The sequence below is a fragment of the Kitasatospora sp. NPDC091257 genome, from assembly GCF_044757675.1.
GTDB classification, from domain to species: domain Bacteria; phylum Actinomycetota; class Actinomycetes; order Streptomycetales; family Streptomycetaceae; genus Kitasatospora; species Kitasatospora lactacystinica.
Map to the genome: position 1 here is coordinate 1 of NZ_JBIVVI010000081.1, position 13,866 is coordinate 13,866.

General features: G+C 70.8%; 14 protein-coding genes. 8 read left to right on the forward strand and 6 right to left on the reverse strand.

Annotated features, from left to right (window positions below):
* Positions 1–381 (forward strand): hypothetical protein (locus ACIQOV_RS06100; RefSeq protein ID WP_401045424.1); only part of this gene is annotated, 381 nt, incomplete at its 5' end.
* 194 nt (positions 382–575) lie between these two features.
* On the opposite strand, the gene ACIQOV_RS06105 is transcribed toward ACIQOV_RS06100, so the two are convergent.
* Positions 576–1,103, reverse strand: a complete 528-nt coding sequence (locus tag ACIQOV_RS06105) for a peptidylprolyl isomerase (protein WP_401045427.1) — start codon at positions 1,101–1,103, stop codon at positions 576–578.
* A gap of 316 nt (positions 1,104–1,419) precedes the next feature.
* Here ACIQOV_RS06105 and ACIQOV_RS06110 point away from each other — a divergent pair, with 316 nt between their 5' ends.
* The 5 genes from ACIQOV_RS06110 (at position 1,420) to ACIQOV_RS06130 (ending at position 7,130) form a co-directional block, all read left to right on the forward strand.
* The gene (locus tag ACIQOV_RS06110; protein WP_380548481.1) at positions 1,420–2,814 is read left to right on the forward strand and encodes a uracil-xanthine permease family protein; all 1,395 of its coding nucleotides are present in this window, start codon (positions 1,420–1,422) and stop codon (positions 2,812–2,814) included.
* A gap of 153 nt (positions 2,815–2,967) precedes the next feature.
* Positions 2,968–3,696 (forward strand): heparin lyase I family protein, encoded by a 729-nt coding sequence (locus ACIQOV_RS06115; protein WP_359910753.1) that lies wholly within the window; start codon positions 2,968–2,970, stop codon positions 3,694–3,696.
* Between the two features lie 33 nt (positions 3,697–3,729).
* Positions 3,730–4,545, forward strand: a complete 816-nt coding sequence (locus ACIQOV_RS06120) for a transcriptional regulator (RefSeq protein ID WP_401045430.1) — start codon at positions 3,730–3,732, stop codon at positions 4,543–4,545.
* 168 nt (positions 4,546–4,713) lie between these two features.
* Positions 4,714–4,989 carry a hypothetical protein gene (locus ACIQOV_RS06125; RefSeq protein WP_401045433.1) on the forward strand — a complete coding sequence of 92 codons (276 nt, stop codon included), beginning with the start codon at positions 4,714–4,716 and terminating at the stop codon, positions 4,987–4,989.
* Between the two features lie 41 nt (positions 4,990–5,030).
* Positions 5,031–7,130: an MvdC/MvdD family ATP grasp protein gene (locus ACIQOV_RS06130; RefSeq protein ID WP_401045435.1), complete on the forward strand. Its 2,100-nt coding sequence runs from the start codon at positions 5,031–5,033 to the stop codon at positions 7,128–7,130.
* Between the two features lie 83 nt (positions 7,131–7,213).
* Here ACIQOV_RS06130 and pepN read toward each other — a convergent pair whose 3' ends face one another.
* The 5 genes from pepN to ACIQOV_RS06155 all read right to left on the reverse strand — a co-directional run bounded on the left by pepN (position 7,214) and on the right by ACIQOV_RS06155 (position 12,385).
* Positions 7,214–9,724, reverse strand: coding sequence for an aminopeptidase N (pepN, locus tag ACIQOV_RS06135; RefSeq protein ID WP_401045438.1), 2,511 nt, complete (start codon positions 9,722–9,724; stop codon positions 7,214–7,216).
* A 486-nt stretch (positions 9,725–10,210) separates the two neighbouring features.
* Positions 10,211–10,750 carry an RICIN domain-containing protein gene (locus ACIQOV_RS06140; RefSeq protein ID WP_401045439.1) on the reverse strand — a complete coding sequence of 180 codons (540 nt, stop codon included), beginning with the start codon at positions 10,748–10,750 and terminating at the stop codon, positions 10,211–10,213.
* Between the two features lie 238 nt (positions 10,751–10,988).
* Entirely contained in the window at positions 10,989–11,195 is a 207-nt protein-coding gene (locus tag ACIQOV_RS06145; RefSeq protein ID WP_401045441.1) for a DUF397 domain-containing protein, read from the reverse strand.
* A 150-nt stretch (positions 11,196–11,345) separates the two neighbouring features.
* Positions 11,346–11,558 carry a DUF397 domain-containing protein gene (locus tag ACIQOV_RS06150; RefSeq protein ID WP_401045444.1) on the reverse strand — a complete coding sequence of 71 codons (213 nt, stop codon included), beginning with the start codon at positions 11,556–11,558 and terminating at the stop codon, positions 11,346–11,348.
* Positions 11,555–12,385, reverse strand: coding sequence for a helix-turn-helix domain-containing protein (locus tag ACIQOV_RS06155; RefSeq protein WP_401045446.1), 831 nt, complete (start codon positions 12,383–12,385; stop codon positions 11,555–11,557). The genes ACIQOV_RS06150 and ACIQOV_RS06155 overlap by 4 nt, the downstream gene beginning before the upstream one ends.
* Positions 12,386–12,729: 344 nt before the next feature.
* Here ACIQOV_RS06155 and ACIQOV_RS06160 point away from each other — a divergent pair, with 344 nt between their 5' ends.
* Both ACIQOV_RS06160 and ACIQOV_RS06165 read left to right on the forward strand, forming a co-directional pair.
* Positions 12,730–13,218, forward strand: a complete 489-nt coding sequence (locus tag ACIQOV_RS06160; protein ID WP_401045447.1) for an NUDIX domain-containing protein — start codon at positions 12,730–12,732, stop codon at positions 13,216–13,218.
* Positions 13,219–13,355: 137 nt separating this feature from the next.
* Positions 13,356–13,799, forward strand: coding sequence for an ATP-binding protein (locus ACIQOV_RS06165; RefSeq protein ID WP_401045449.1), 444 nt, complete (start codon positions 13,356–13,358; stop codon positions 13,797–13,799).
* Positions 13,800–13,866: the final 67 nt, after the last annotated feature.

Consider the following 13,866-nt stretch of genomic DNA (forward strand, 5'->3'; position numbering starts at 1 on the left):
GTCGACGTCGCCGCCCTGCCGCTCGACGAACTCGACGCCCTGCCCGACACCGTCCTCGGTGACCTGCTGCGCCGGGTGGTCGCGGACGGGACCGGGGCCGCCGCGTCCGGGAACTACCAGGTGACGGCGTCGTCCATGATCTGCTGCCAGCAGGTGACCTTGAGCGAGTCGTCGATGTACAGACCCTTGACGGGCAGCGAAGGGTTGCTTCCCGCGCCGACACTCTCGTTGCCCGAGGGGCCCTGGAAGTGGATGGCCGGTGAAGTCCCGGTGCGGCCGTGGCCCTTCGGTGCTCGGGTCGGTGCGGTGTCGGTGCGGTGCTCGGGTCGGTGCGGTGCTCGGGTCGGTGCGGTGCTCGGACGACCGGAGTCTGCGCGGTGATCCGTCCCGGCCGCAAGGGTCAACGGCCGATCAGGGACGGCGGGACACTGGAACGGGCTCCGAGCAGGGGGAATGCCGGGGCCCTGGAACGCGGGGATGAGACGCGGGGCTGCGCGGTGGAACGGGTCGTCACCGGGCGCGCGCCGTTCCGGGGCCGGGCGCCCATGGCCGGGCGCCCGGGGAGGGTCTTCCGGTCAGCGGGTCTCGATGACGACCTTCTCGATGACCACGTCCTGGACCGGGCGGTCGTTGCGGGGGTTGGTCTCCGCCGTCGCGATGGCGTCGACGACCTTCCGGCCGGCCTCGTCGGCGACCTCGCCGAAGATGGTGTGCTTGCCGGTGAGCCAGGTGGTCGCCCCGACGGTGATGAAGAACTGGGAGCCGTTGGTGCCCGGTCCGGCGTTGGCCATGGCCAGCAGGTAGGGCTTGGTGAAGGCCAGGTCCGGGTGGAACTCGTCCGCGAACTTGTACCCGGGGCCGCCGGTCCCGTTGCCCAGGGGGTCGCCGCCCTGGATCATGAAGCCCTCGATGACCCGGTGGAAGACCGTGCCGTCGTAGAGCTTGTCCGTGGTCTTCTCGCCGGTCTCCGGGTTGATCCACTCCCGCTCGCCGCTGGCGAGCTCCACGAAGTTCTTCACGGTCTTGGGGGCGTGGTTCGGCAGCAGCCGGATCACGATGTCGCCCTTGGTGGTCTTCAGCGTCGCGTACAGCTCTTCCGCCATGGCACGTCCTTCGATAGCTCCTACGGATGCGGCCAGTCTTCAGGGCGGCCGGCGGGTTCGAGCGGCGGCGACGCGGCAGTACACCCACACGGGTGACACCCCGCGAACGGGCATCCGGCCCGCGGCCGGATCCTGTGGCGCGCGGCCGGATCCGCGGTGCGCGGGCGGTGGCCGTAAGATCCCCGACAGCACCGGGCCCGTCGGGCCTCGTCACACGTATCCGCAGCTCACGCGGGTCCGTGTGATCGCCGGGACATCCGGCGGCCACGAGAATGGTGCGGACGGTTCCCCGGAAGTACAGAGAAAGCGAAACACCATGGATCTCGGCGTGCGCTGGAAGCTGCACGGTGACGGGCGCACGCCCGCACCGGGGGCGGTGGTCCGTCCCGACGAACGGCTCTCCTGGCCCCGCACGGCAGGCCTCGGCGCCCAGCACGTGGTGGCGATGTTCGGGGCGAGCTTCGTGGCGCCCGTGCTGATGGGGCTCGACCCCAACCTCGCGATCATGATGTCCGGCGTGTCGACCGTGATCTTCCTGCTGGCCACCAAGGGCCGGGTGCCCAGCTACCTGGGCTGCTCGCTGTCCTTCGTGGGCGTGGCCGCGGTGATCCGGGCGCAGGGCGGCACCAGCGCGACGGTGACCGGCGCGGTGTTCGTGGTGGGTGTGGCGCTGTTCCTGGTCGGTGTGGCGGTCCAGCGGTTCGGGGCGCGCATCATCCACGCCGCGATGCCGCCGATCGTCACCGGCGCGGTGGTCATGCTGATCGGCTTCAACCTCGCCCCGGTGACCGCCTCGGTGTACTGGCCGCAGGACCAGTGGACGGCGCTGCTGGTGATGCTGTTCACCGGCCTGGCCGTGGTGTGCCTGCGCGGCTTCTGGTCGCGGGTGGCGATCTTCCTGGGGCTGCTGTTCGGCTACGGGATCTCCTGGCTGTTCGACCGGGTCTTCGGGAAGATCCACTCGGTCGACGGCGGCGGGCACATGACCGACCACTGGCGCCTGGACCTGTCGGGCGTCGGCAAGGCGGACTGGGTCGGCCTGCCGACCTTCCACGGCCCGTCCTTCCAGTGGTCGGCGATCCTGGTCGCGCTGCCCGTGGTGATCGCGCTGGTCGCGGAGAACGCCGGGCACGTCAAGGCCGTCGGCGAGATGACGGGCTCGAACCTGGACGACAAGCTGGGCACCGCGATCTCCGCGGACGGCGTCGGCTCCATGCTCTCCACCGCGGTCGGCGGCCCGCCGAACACCACGTACTCGGAGAACATCGGCGTCATGGCCGCCACCCGGGTCTACTCGACGGCGGCGTACTGGGCGGCGGCCGGCTTCGCGCTGCTGTTCGGCCTGTGCCCGAAGTTCGGCGCGATCGTGGCCGCGATCCCGGGCGGGGTGCTCGGCGGGATCACCGTGATCCTGTACGGCATGATCGGGCTGCTGGGCGCGCAGATCTGGACCAAGTCCCAGGTGGACCTGCGCAATCCGCTCAACCTGGTGCCGGCCGCGGCGGGCATCATCATCGGCATCGGCAACGTGACGCTGAAGTTCACCGACACCTTCAGCCTCAGCGGCATCGCGCTCGGCACGCTGGTCGTCATCACCGGCTACCACGTGCTGCGGGCGCTGGCCCCGGCGCACCTCAAGACGCAGGAGCCGCTGCTGGACGAGGGCACCTCCTCGTACGACCAGGACGCCGAGGAGCCGCGCACCCCGTAACGGCCGGGAGCGGGGCCGGGTTCAGGTCAACAGGGCGGCCGGCGGAAGTGTCCGAAAAGGATCTTCCGTCGGCCGTTTCGGCTGGCCGGACGGGCCGATTGCTGGTCGAATCGCTCCTCGCCCGTGTCCGCCACTCATCCCCCCGGGAGAGGCATGTCCCTTCTGACCCACCGCCGCAAGGCCGCCGCCGCGGCCGTCGCCCTCGCCACCTTCGCGATCACCTGCGGCCAGGCCTCCGCGAGCAGCTCCGCCGCCGCGGGCAAGGTCCTGTGGACCCCGAGCACCAGCACGGGCCCGTCCTCGTTCAAGGCGGTCCAGTGCGCGGCCGGCAACTTCGGGGTCGTGAAGGACTCCGCCAAGGGCAACGTGTGGCGCGCCTTCCAGGCCGGCGGGGAGGAGCGCTGCGAGACGCTCAGCCCGGACCTGAAGGAGGGCGACACCTTCTACCTGGGGTGGTCGTCCAAGGTGGACATCCAGGACACCAACAGCCGGTACGTGTTCCAGCTGAAGTGCTCGCCGAGCACCGACACGGCCAACCACCCGATCGAGATCGACATCGTCAACGGGCGTGTCCGCCTCCAGGAGTGGGACACCGCCCACGTGTCGCACTCCCTGTGGACCGCGCAGACGGCCAACAACACCTGGCACTCCTACGCCCTGAAGATCCGCCTGGGCCGCACGGACGGCACCATCGACTTCTGGTTCGACGGCGTGAAGCAGACGTTCACGACGGGCTCGGGCACGTTCAAGGGCACCACCTGGGACGGCGACCGGAACTACCTCAAGTGGGGCTCGTACCACCCCTCCACGGGCGACGCGACGAACACCTTCACCAGCCCCGTGATGGCCACGACCCTGGAGGCGGCCACCGCCGGCTCGTAGTCCCCCGAAGCACAGCCCGCAGGCCCGGACCGCGTGGACGCGGTCCGGGCCTGCGGTTGTCGGACCGGGGCTCGGACCTCGCCGAACGCGCAGCCGCCGCCTCCGGCCGAGCTGGGTGCCGGACTCACCGCCGCATGGGAGGCCTACCGCGTCGGCGACTTCGTCGGCGCGGGCGTGCGTGTCGCTCCGGCATTGCGCGAAGCCGCCACCGCTCTGCGGGCTGCAACCACCGACCAGCGGGACGCGGCGGCCGGCTTCCTCGCGGACGCCTACCGGCTCGCCGCCTACGTGGCGAACCAGTTCGGCGCCCGCGACCTCGCGTACGCCGGTATCGGCCATGCGCAGCACCAGGCCCACCAGGCCGGGGATACCGTCCGTTCGGCCATGGTCGCATCGGGCCGCTCGTGGATCTACCTGCGGGATGCCCGGCTCGACCAGGCCGAGCAGACCGCGCGGTTTTCCTACGAGGCGATCGAGCCCCGGTACGGGAACCGTGATCTCGATCTGCTCGCCACATACGGATGGCACGTGACCTTCGCCGCCGTCGTCGCGGCACGGCGGGGCGACGTCGCGGACGCGGACGATCTGCTGTCGCAAGGGCACGCCGTCGCCGCTCGGATGGGCCGGGACGTCACGGTGAACGGTACGGCGTTCGGGCCGGCCACGGTCACCGCGCAGGCCATCGGCATCACGGTGTCGACCGGGCGCCCCGGCAAAGCCCTCGGTCTGTTCTCGTCGATCGGCGACACCTCCGGCCTCACCCCGTCCGCGCGCAACCGGATGCTGCTGGATGTCGCCCTCGCCCAGGCGGAGACCCGGCAGTCGGACACGGCGCTGGACACCCTGTGATACGCCCCCGCCGTTCACCGACAGTGCCCACATGGTCACAGTGGATCCGTGCTGACGCGCCATCACGAAGTGGTGTGTCAGCCACAGATGCCCCACGGCGGCCGACACCTCCCGTCCCCGAACGCAGTGCCGGCAACCGCACCACCCGACCTGAGGGGAAGCAACACCATGTCCGTTCTGACCGATCGACTGCCCACGCTGAACATCGCCGTGGACGCGGAGCCGACCGGCCCGCTCGCCACCCGGCCGTTCGGGCTCGACGCCATCACCAACCCGGTGACCGTCGCGCCGCTTCCGCCCGCCTGCGTCGACCCCGACACGCAGTTGTCGCTGATCGACGGCCGCACGGCGATCGACCTGCCCACCATGGACGGATCGGGTTGTCAGACCGAGTCCGACGGGCAGACCGTGATCAGCGTCGACTACGACCAGAACGACGACTGATGTCCGACGGCGCCAGGAGCACGCGGGGCGACTCTCCCCGCGTGCTCGTCATCACCCACGACCTCGACCCCACCGCCGACTACGTCCTGCGTGAACTCAACGCCCGAGGCGTCCCGTTCTGGCGCACCAACGTCGCCGACTTCCCGCAGCGCATGACCATGACGGCCGAACTGGGGCCCGACGGCCAGTGGATCGGCACCCTCAACGGTGCCCTGCGAGGCGTCGACCTGTCCGAACTCGCGTCCGTGTGGTGGCGCAAGCCCACCGCCTTCCAGTTCGCCGCCGGCATGTCCGGCCCCGAGCGGCGGTTCGCCGCCTCGCAGGCCAAGCGGGCGTTCGCCGGCGTTCTCGGCTCGCTGCCCGGGGTGCTGTGGGTCAACCGCCCGGAGCGCAACGCCGACTGCACGAAGCCCGCGCAACTGACCGCCGCCGCCGGGGCCCGGCTGCCCGTGCCGGCGACACTGGTCACCAACGTTCCCAGGGCGGTGCGCGAGTTCGCCGAGCGATGCGGCGGCCGGATCGTCACGAAGGTACTCGGCGGGATCGTCCACACCGAGAACGGGCAGCGGGGCCAGATGTACACCACCCGTGTCCCCGAAGACCGGTGGGACGATCCGCGTGCGGCGCTGACGGCGCACCTGTACCAGCAGGAGATCACCGACAAGGCGTACGAAGTCCGGGTGACCTGCGTCGCCGGTCAGCTGTTCCCCGTGCGGATCGACGCCCCGGACGGCCCCGGACGGCCCCGGCCGGCTGGACTGGCGTACCGATTCGAAGAACCTCGTCTACACCCCGGAACTGCTCCCCGAACCGATCCGTACAGGCATCCTGGACATGCTGCGGCGTCTCGGACTCGTCTTCGCTGCCGTGGACCTGATCGTGGACCGGTCCGGGACGCACTGGCTGGTCGATGTGAACCCGGGCGGGCAGTGGGCCTGGATCGACGTCACCCGCGACGCCGTCACCAACGCGATCGCCGATCTCCTCCAGAAGGGCACCACGTGACCGAAACCGCCGAGCCGACTGCCGAGAGCCTGCGCCACGCCATGGTCGACGCGCTGACCGCCGACGGTTCCCTCACCGATCCGGGGTGGCAGCGCGCCTTCCGGGACGTGCCCAGGCACCTGTTCGTGCCGTACTTCTACCGGCAGGGCCCCGGCGGAAGTCAGCAGCGGGCCAGCGGTGACGACCCCGGGCACGCTGCCGAGTGGCTGAAGGCCGTGTACGAGAACCGGGCACTGGTCACCCACCTGATCGACGGGAACACCGCGTCGTCGTCCAGCCAGCCCTCCCTGATGGCCGTGATGCTCGAAGCACTCGGCGAGCGGGCCGACATTCGGGTGAAGGAAATCGGTACGGGTGCCGGTTACAACGCCGCGCTGCTCTCCCATCGCTACGGCGACGACCAGGTGGTGACCGTCGACATCGACCACGACATCACCGACACGGCACGGCGCCGCCTCGGCCGCGCCGGCTACCGGCCGACGGTGATCACCGGCGACGGCGCCGCCGCCCACTCGCCCACCGAGCCGGGGCGATCGGAATCGCGGCGCTACGGCGCGATCATCGCCACGTGCGGACTCTCCCGCATCCCGCCCGCATGGCTGCCCGAGCTCGCCCCCGGCGGCGTGATCGTCGCACCCGTCGGATACGGCATCGCGCGTGTCCACCGGACCGGCGAAGCCGAGGCCGACGGCCGGTTCCTCACCACCCCTGCCTACTTCATGCCCCTGCGGACGGCCGGGGACAGCGGGATCATCCGCCGGCCCCAGCTCTCCGACGGCGACCGCCGGCCGTCCACCATCGGTGCCGATGCCCTGGCGGACGAGGACTTCCGCTTCCTGGTCAGCATCACCATGCCACCGCTCGGCTGGCAGTACGACCTCGGCGACGACGGGGCGACGACCGGCGCCCGGGTGTGGACGTCGAACGGCTCGATCGCCGAACTGCGGCCCGACGGCACCGTGACCGAGACCGGCCCACGCCCGCTGTGGTCCGAACTCGAATCGGCGCACCGCGTGTACCGGGCCCACGACCAGCCGGCCCGAGACCGGTACGGCATCACCATCACGGGCACCGGACAGCAGGTGTGGCTCGACCGTCCGGACGGCCCGTCATGGACGATGAGCCCGCGACGTTGAGCCGGCACGACGGCCCCGAGGCAGGCCGCGCGGGCACCGCGTCAGTCTGCGGTCCGGGCCTGCGGTTCGGCTGCCGCCGGGTGCTACTGCCCGGTCAGTGCGCGGGCCCGGGCGGCGCGGCGCAGGGTGTCCAGTTGGTCGACCAGGCCGCGCCGGGTCGCCACGGTGAGGTCCGGGTCGGTGAGGCAGGCCTCGGCCGCCCGGACGGTCCGTTCGGTGGCGGCGAAGGCGGGGAAGGCCGCCGTGGTGAGCACCCGGGCCAGGGCGGGGCCGCGGCGGGCGGCGGCCGGGGCCAGCTCCTCGAAGTAGCGCACGGTCAGTTCGTCGAGCAGTTCGGCCTGCTCGGGCTGCCACAGTCCCTTGGCGGTGGCGGCGGCCAGGTAGTTGGAGAGCTCGCCGTGGAACAGTGCCTGCCAGGCGGCCTCCTTGGCCGCCGGGTCGGGCAGGGCGGCGCGGCAGCGGGCGGCGCCCTGCTCGCTGGTGTCGCTGGGGTCGGCGGCGAGTTCGGCGGCGATCTCCGGTTCGCCCGCCGCGCCGAGCACGCACAGCCGCGCCAGCAGCTGCCAGCGCAGGTCCGGGTCGAGCTCCGGCCCGCCGGGCACCGTGCCGGCGGCCAGCCAGTCGCGCAGTTCGGCGGCGTCGGCCTCGTCGGCGGCGGTGGCGATCACGCCGCGCACCGCCACCAGGCGCAGGCCGGTGCGGTCCGGCTCGTTCTCGGTGCGCCGCAGCAGGGTGCGGCAGACCCGGGCCAGTTCGGCCAGGGCGGCCGGCCGTTCGGCGGGCGGCAGGGCGCAGTCCGCCACGAAGTCGCGGGCGAAGGAGAGCACCGCGTCCATCAGGTGCACCGAGGTCTCGCCGGGCAGGTGGTCGGCGACCAGCCGCAGGTACTCGCCGGGCGCGAGTTCCCCGTCGCGCACCTGGTCGCGGGCGGCGCCCCAGAGCACTGCCCGGGCGAGTTCCTCGGGTACGGCGCCGAGGGAGGAGCGCGCGGTCCGCCAGGAGGCGGGGTCGAGGCGGATCTTGACGTAGCTGAGGTCGGTGTCGTTGAGCAGGGTCAGCTCGGTGCCGTCGGCCGGCGGGTCCAGCGGCACGGCGCCGTCGCCCGGCAGGTCGCCGGGCAGGTCGAGCGGCACGCGGTCGGCGAGTTCCAGGGCGCCGTCGGCGGTGCGCCGGTAGTGGCCCGCGGTCAGCTGGTGCGGGCGCAGCGCGCCGTCCGCCGAGGTGTGCTCGATGCGGCCGTCGGCCACCCGCAGGGTGTCCACGCCGCTGGTGCGCAGCCAGCGGTCGGCCCAGGCGTGGACGTCGCGGCCGCTGGCGGCGGCCAGGGCCCGGAGCAGGTCGTCGAGGGTGGCGTTGCCGAAGGCGTGCGCGTCGAAGTAGTCGTTGACGCCGGTCAGGAAGGTCTCCTCGCCGAGCCAGGCGACGAGCTGGCGCAGGACGGCGGCGCCCTTGGCGTAGGAGATGCCGTCGAAGTTCTGCAGTGCCTGGGCGGTGTCCTCGACCGTGCCGGGTGCCACCGGGTGGGTGGAGGGGCGCTGGTCGGCGTCGTAGCCCCAGGGCTTGCGGTCGGCGGCGAAGCCGGTCCAGGCGCCGGTGAAGCGGGTGGAGGCGGCGGTGACGCTGTAGGCCATGTACTCGGCGAAGGACTCGTTCAGCCACAGGTCGTCCCACCACTTCATGGTGACCAGGTCGCCGAACCACATGTGCGCCATCTCGTGGATCACCACCATGGCGCGTTCCTCGCGCCTGGTGTCGGTCACGGCGGAGCGGAAGACGTACTCGTCGCGCAGCGTGACGCAGCCCGGGTTCTCCATCGCGCCGGCGTTGAACTCCGGGACGAAGCACTGGTCGTAGCTGTCGAAGGGGTAGCGGTGCCGGAAGACCCGGTGGTAGTGGTCGAAGCCCTGCCGGGTGATCTCCAGCAGTTCGGCGGCGTCGGCGTCCAGGTGGGCGGCGAGCGAGCGGCGGCAGTGCAGGCCGAGCGGGATCCCGTCGTGCTCGGCGCGCACCGAGTGCAGCGGGCCGGCCACGACGGCGAGCAGGTAGCTGCTGATCGCCGGGGTGGTGTCGAACTCCCAGCGGCCGGGCGAGGTCTGGCGGCCCAGGCTGTTGCCGACCACGGTCCACTGCTGCGGCGCGGTGACGGACACCGTGTACCGCGCCTTGAGGTCGGGCTGGTCGAAGGAGGCGAACACCCGGGGGCCGTCGTCGAGGAAGGACTGGGTGTAGACGTAGTCCTCGCCGTCGGCGGGGTCGGTGAAGCGGTGCATGCCCTCGCCGGTGTGCGAGTAGGCCATGTCGGCTTCGACGGTGAGTTCGTTGTCGGCGGCCAGGTCGGTCAGCGGGAGGCGGCCGTTGCGGAGCGTGGTGACGTCCAGTTCGCGGCCGTTCAGCACCACCCGGTGGAGTGCGGCCGGTTTGACGTCCACGGAGGTGGCGGCGCCGGGGGTGGTGCAGCCGAAGCGGATGACCGTGGTGGAGCCGAACACCTCCCGGCCGCGGGTCAGGTCGAGGTCGAGGTGGACGGTGCGGACGTCGAGCAGGCGGTGGCGCTCGGCGGCCTCGGTGCGGGTGAGGATGGAGGTATCAGACACAGGGGTCATGCTGCTCCATCCGGCGGGCGGGCGGCACCGGTTTTCGGCTCCGGGCGGGGCGGCGGGGGCGGGGCGGGCGGGTCCGGTCCGGGCCTGTGCGACCGGGCCGCGGAACACTGAGTCCCCGAGAGTGGGGACGCGACGCGCGCGAGAAGTCGGCCCCGCCGACTTCTCGCGCAGAGCCCTCGACCGGCTGGGCAGGGGCGGATCAGCCGGCTTTCGACGCCCGTGGAAGCGCTCCGGGATTCGAATGCGGAAGGTTGCCGAGGTGTGCCGGGGGCAGGTGCACGGCCCTGGTCGGAAGTGCGTCGAAGCGTGGCACGAGGCCCTTCCGGTCGCCGGCCGGCGCGGATGTCGAATTGCTCCGCGCCGATCCGGAAGGCCCCACTCGTGTCGGGACCGACGTACGGTGCGTGCGCCGCCGGGCCGCGCGGAGTGGGAAGTCGGACCGGCCGACTTCCCACTCCCGAGGTCGGCCGGTGAGCGTCAGTCCTGGTAGACGATCCAGTTCTGGTCGGGGCTGCCGGGCAGGCCCGCGCCGCTCGGGCCGCCGCCGGTGTTGGGGGCCGGGGAGCCGGCGACGGGCTGGCCGACTCCGGTGGTGTGGAGGACGAGGCCCAAGTCGCCGTGGCTCCTGATCAGGGTGGTGTCCTGGCTGACGTCGATGATCCAGCGCTGGGTCAGGTCGCCGCTGCGGCACGGCTCCTGGACGACGGCCTGCCCGATGCCCTTGGCGGTGACGCACTTCCCGGAGGTGCTGCCCTTGACGGTGAAGACGCCGACGGACTCGAAGGCGTAGTCGACCTTGTCGAACACCCAGGTCTGGCCGGTCGAAGCGGCGGCGCGGGCGAGGACGTCGGTGCCCGCACCCTCGTCCAGGTAGGTCTGGTCGCCCTGGACCTGGAGCTGCCCGGTGAAGTGGGCCAGGCCGGCGGACGCCGGGGCGCTGTTGAGGACCGCGATACCGGTGAAGGCGACGGTCGCCCCCGCAAGGGTGGCGAGGGTCTTGGGGGTGATGAGCCTCATGTGCTCCGACGGTACGCCAACGGACCAGCGGCGGGAAGAAGGCTGGGACTTGGAGAGGATCGTCGAGCGCACCGACGACCTGTCCGGGTTCCGCGTCGTCCCGCGCCGCCGGGTTGCAGAGAGGACGCTCGGCTGGGGGAAACCCCAGCCGAGCGCCCGACTGCCTCTTCACAGCCTTGACTCGGACGGCGACCAACCCCGCACCCCGGGCAGGGGGGCTCCTCTCCCGGGCTCAGGCTCAGATGTCGCCGAACTCGCCGCTGCGGACAGCGGCAACGAACGACACCCACTCTTCGAGCGGGAAGACGAGCACAGGCCCCTTCGGGTCCTTGGAGTCTCGGACCGGCATGACACCTGGGCAGCCGTCTGCAACGTCAATGCAGCCTCCCTGCCCGTTGCTGTACGTACTCTTCCGCCACCTGGCGTCGACGAGGTCGAGCTCCATAGCGCTCACAGCCCTTCCGTGCCCTCCCCCGCCCACGCAAAAACGCCTGGCTGGGGGAAACCCCCAGCCAGGCGTCCGACTACCTCTTCACAACTTCGACTCGGACGGCAACCAACCGTGCACCCCAAGCAGGAGACACCTCTCCCGGGCTCAGACGTCGCCGAACTCGCCGCTGCGGACAGCGGCAACGAACGACTTCCACGCCTCGGCCGGGAAGACGAGAGCCGGGCCGTGGGGGTCCTTGGAGTCACGGACAGGAGTCAGGCCGGGGAAGTCGGGAGCCACCTCGACGCAAGACCCGCCATTGTTGCTGTAACTGCTCTTGAACCATGCGGCGTCGGACAGGTCTACAGGGGAAATCATGACGTTCCTCTCACGCCTTGCTTGCGGATCATCTCCAGTGACGCAGCCTTCGACAGCGCTTCCACCTGGAGCTGATGGTAGTCCCGTTCCCAGGCCTGGGCCGTATCAGCGTCTCGCGCGAGGAAGCCGCGCAGCTGGCACTCCGAGTATGCCAGGAGTGATCGATCCGCCAGGGTAAGCAGCGTGACCATCATGGTGAACGGCAGCTCTTCTGCGAGTGAGAAGGGCGCCACCTGGATGGTGACGTTCGGACGGCTCGCAAGGTCTTCAAGATGCGCCAGCTGCCGTGCCATGACCTTGGGCCCTCCCACCCTTCGCAGGAGCGCACCTTCATCCAGGACGAAGTGCAGGCGCGGAGCCGACCGCTGGTCGAGCAGCTTCTGCCGTGTGGCCAGGAAGTCGAGTCGATCTGCTGCCTGCTCCTCGGTGATGCTGCCGCGCCGCACGGCTGCGGACGCAAAGGCGTTGGCGTACTCCATGGTCTGGGCCAGGCCGGGCACGACGCCCAGTTCGAAGTGGGAGATGCCCTGAGCTTTCGCCTCTTGCGCCGCGTACTCGGGAAACCCTTCCAGCAACGACGACCTGCTCAGGCTCCAGTACGTCAGTTCCAATGTTCCACTGGCATCGATGACCTTGTCAGCCTTACGAACCCAGTCAAGCGTGGGATTGCGCGTCCCTCTTTCGAGGTTCGAAATCTGACTATCACTCAAGTTTGTACGCTGGCCGAGCTGGGTCTGCGTCAAGCCTGCTGCCTTGCGCAGCTTGCGCAGTTGGGCCCCGAACGCCTTGAGGGGCGACGCCGATGGATCCAGCTGAGACTCACGCATCGTCAGACCTCCACTGCTGCGCGAATACCACACGGGGGAACTGTCAAGTGGGAAAGCCTTCCGATCGTAGCGGGCGAGGGGCCACTATGGCTACACCCGGTGATTCACCGGGAGCACAGAGCAACCGGCGGAGACCCCATGCACCACGCGCGGAATCCCGAGACTCGCCTTCAACTCCAAGAATTCGAGCTTGACTTCACCAGCCCGGAGGGCGGCAACCCGCGCGGGAGCATCTTCGTGGAGGTCGCGCCCGGGAAGGCCTACCGCCCGCCCATCGACGGGTGGCCGCTGTTACTTTCCATCAATTCCTCTTACCTGGAGCAGAGTTGAGCAGGACCCGCATCATGAGCAAGCCCCCGGCCCGCCGGTCGGGTCAGCAGATCTTCGCCCTGCGCGAGGACCCCGACGGATCGGGCGAACTGTCCGCCCTCCTCGTCGATCCCGTCTACATGGACGGCCTGATCCTCCCCGGCGGCAGCGCCGAGCAGGACGAGCTCCCCCACCTCGCGGCCCGCCGGCACCTCGAAACCGAAACCGGCCTCGTCCTGCCCCTGCGCACCATCCTCACCATCGACTACATGCCGGCCGCCGAGTTCCCCGAGGGCCTCAACCTCGTCTACGCGGGCGGGAAGGTCACACCCCAACAGGCCAACACCGCCAGCCACCACCAGCCCCCGGACGAACTCCGCGCCCTCCACTGGGTCCCCCGTCACCAGCTCCGCGACCTCATGGCCGACGACCAGTGCCGCCGCGTCGAGGACGCCTGGGACGCCTGGGAGCACGGCGACGGCCTCCCCCTCCTCGTGCGGGGCGTCCCGGTCCCGGTCGCCTGATCACACCGACACCCCAGAGGCCGGACCGCCATCGCTGCGGTCCGGACCCTCACTTCAGCAGAACCCCTGAGTCGGCGCCGTAGCGCACCGCACGGCGCACTCCATTCGCACGCACCCCTCCCTTGAGGCACTCCCCCATGCTCAAAACCCACCGCCGGCCCCGCATGTTCGTCGCGCGTCTCGACTCCCGTACCGAGTCCACGCCGCTGGCCCGGTACTTGCTCCGCGCGTACCTCTCCGCCCTTCCCTCCGGCGACCGGTACTCGGACACCGCCGAACTGTTGCTCGGAGAGTTGTTCGCCAACGCCGTGCAGCACTCCGACGCCCCCGACGACTGCCACATCGAGGTCCGCTTCACCGTCACCGGCTCCCGCCTGCGCCTGGAAGTCCACGACGCCGGCACCGAACACCCCACCCTCCACGCCCCGACCCCCGACGACGAACACGGGCGTGGCCTGCTCCTCGTCAACGAACTCGCCGAACGCTGGGGCAGCGCCAACCGCCCCGGCGGCATCGGCAAGTACGTCTGGGCGCTCGTCGCGCCCGCCCCCGGCCCCACCATCTCGCTCGTCACCGCCTGAAAGCACCAGAACCCCCCATGCACCTCACCACCCTCGCCGGCCACGCCCTCTCCCGCGGCCGCACCCC